We start from the raw sequence: 1,899 nt of genomic DNA, 5'->3' as shown, positions 1-1,899 counted from the left end.
GGACGGGACGGGACCCGGGCCCCCGGGACCCCCGACCCACCCACGGACCCTCCCTGGTTCCCCCCCGGTTCGGTTCCCGGCCGACCTCCGGGGGCCTCCGGCCCCTCCGGCCTGCCCCCTGGCCCGTGCTGTTCCTGCGTCCGTACCAGCTCGAGCGGATTCACGTCTTCCTGTCGGGCGGCGGCGCCGACCCCCAGGGGTCGGGTTGGGCGGCATGGCAGGCGGACATCGCGATCGGCAGTGCGGGCTGGTGGGGTCTCGGGCGCGAACCGGACTACGACCTCAGGGCCCAGTACCTGCCCGAATCCCAGCACGATCTGGCCTTCGCGAGCCTGGTGTACGGGTGGGGCTTGGTGGCCGGTATCGCCGTCGTGCTGGCCGTCGTGATCATCGTGTGGCGTTCGGTGGTCGCCGCCCGCACGGCACGGACGCGGGAGGCGGCACTCGTCGCCGCGGGCGTCGGCGGGCTGTTCGGACTGCACACCGCGGTGTCGGTGGCCCAGAGCCTGTCGCTGCTGCCGCACACCGGCATGCCGATTCCCGTTTTCAGTTACGGGGGCACCGCCTCGATCGTCGGATTCGTGTCCATCGGCCTCGTTCTCGCGGTGCGCCGCGACGGTGTGACCCGGCAGCTGTGGGCCACCGAGTCCACGAAGCGGCGCCTGCCGCGGGGCGTGACGGCGGGGGCAGTGTTGACGACGGCCTCGCTCGTCGCGATGTCGGTGTTCGCCTACCAGCTGCAGACCGACCACGGCACCGAACTGCGCGCGACCAGCGACACACAGATGTTGCGCTGCATCCGTCTACCCGCCGAACGCGGGCAGATCCTCGACCGGACCGGCGTTCCGGTCGCGACCAATGTCGCCGAGTACACCGTCGCGGTGGTCGCCCGGATGTTCGCCGAGAGCAACCCGTCGGCGCACCACGAACTCGCCGCGCTGCTCGGCATCACTCCGGAACAGCTCGAGGAGGAACTCCGGAGCGACGGGGAACTGCAGGTCGTGCTGGGACGCGTCGGGCCCGACCAGGCCCGGGCGATCGTCGATGCCCGGCTGCCGTGGGTGCTGGTCTACCCGACCGGACGCAGGCAGTACCCGCACGGGGAAGTGCTCGCGTCGCTCCTCGGGTACGTCGGGGTCGCGGACCGGCAGGACATGGAGGTCTGGCCGACCCTCGCGCTCGGATCGCGGGTCGGCAAGGCGGGACTGGAACGGCAGTACGACGCGCTGCTGCGCGGCGTCGACGGCCGCCAGTGCGTGTACGTCGATCCGTCCGGGCGCCCGGTGGGCACGGGGGAGCGGGTCGATCCGATACACGGCCACGACCTGCGGCTGCACCTCGACCTCGGTATGCAGCAGGCCGCGACCGGGGCCCTCGCCCAGGCGGTGCGCACCAGTGGAGGCGACCTCGGCGCGGCGGTCGTGATGGACGCCCGCACCGGTGCGGTGCTGGCGCTGGCGAGCGTGCCGGGCTACGACAACAACGTCTACGGACCTCCGGCCGATCCGGCCGCGATCGAAGCGCAGACCGCGGGATCGGGGCCGGGCCGCATGCTGAACCACGCCGTCCAGACGGCGGTGCCGCCGGGCTCGACGTTCAAGATCGTGACGGCGTCGACGAACGCAGCTTTCGACGTGCTGTCACCGGACGCGTTCCTGGCAGGCGGCGCTGCCTATACCTACGGCGGTCACACCTTCGCCAACTGGCAGCCGATGGGCCCGAACAATCTGCTCGGGGCGATCCAGTGGTCCGACAACGTGTACTTCTACCAACTGGCCGACCTCCTCGGTCCCTACCGCATCGCGGAGACCGCCGCCGAACTCGGGGTGGGCGCTCCCTCGGGAATCGACCTGCCCGCCGAATCCGCGGGTTTCCTCGGCACCCCGGACAACGTCGAGA

Annotated in this window: 1 pseudogene; it reads left to right on the top strand. The window is 71.6% G+C overall.

From position 1 onward, the window contains the following. Positions 1-116: 116 nt before the first annotated feature. Positions 117-1,899: pseudogene (locus tag R1101_RS28220) on the top strand (FtsW/RodA/SpoVE family cell cycle protein); the annotation flags it as partial.

The organism is Rhodococcus sp. R1101 (assembly GCF_000278445.1).
Classification (GTDB): Bacteria; Actinomycetota; Actinomycetes; order Mycobacteriales; family Mycobacteriaceae; genus Rhodococcus; species Rhodococcus gordoniae.
Note: the sequence above shows the minus strand (reverse complement) of the source record. Positions and strands in the feature narration are given on the sequence as shown.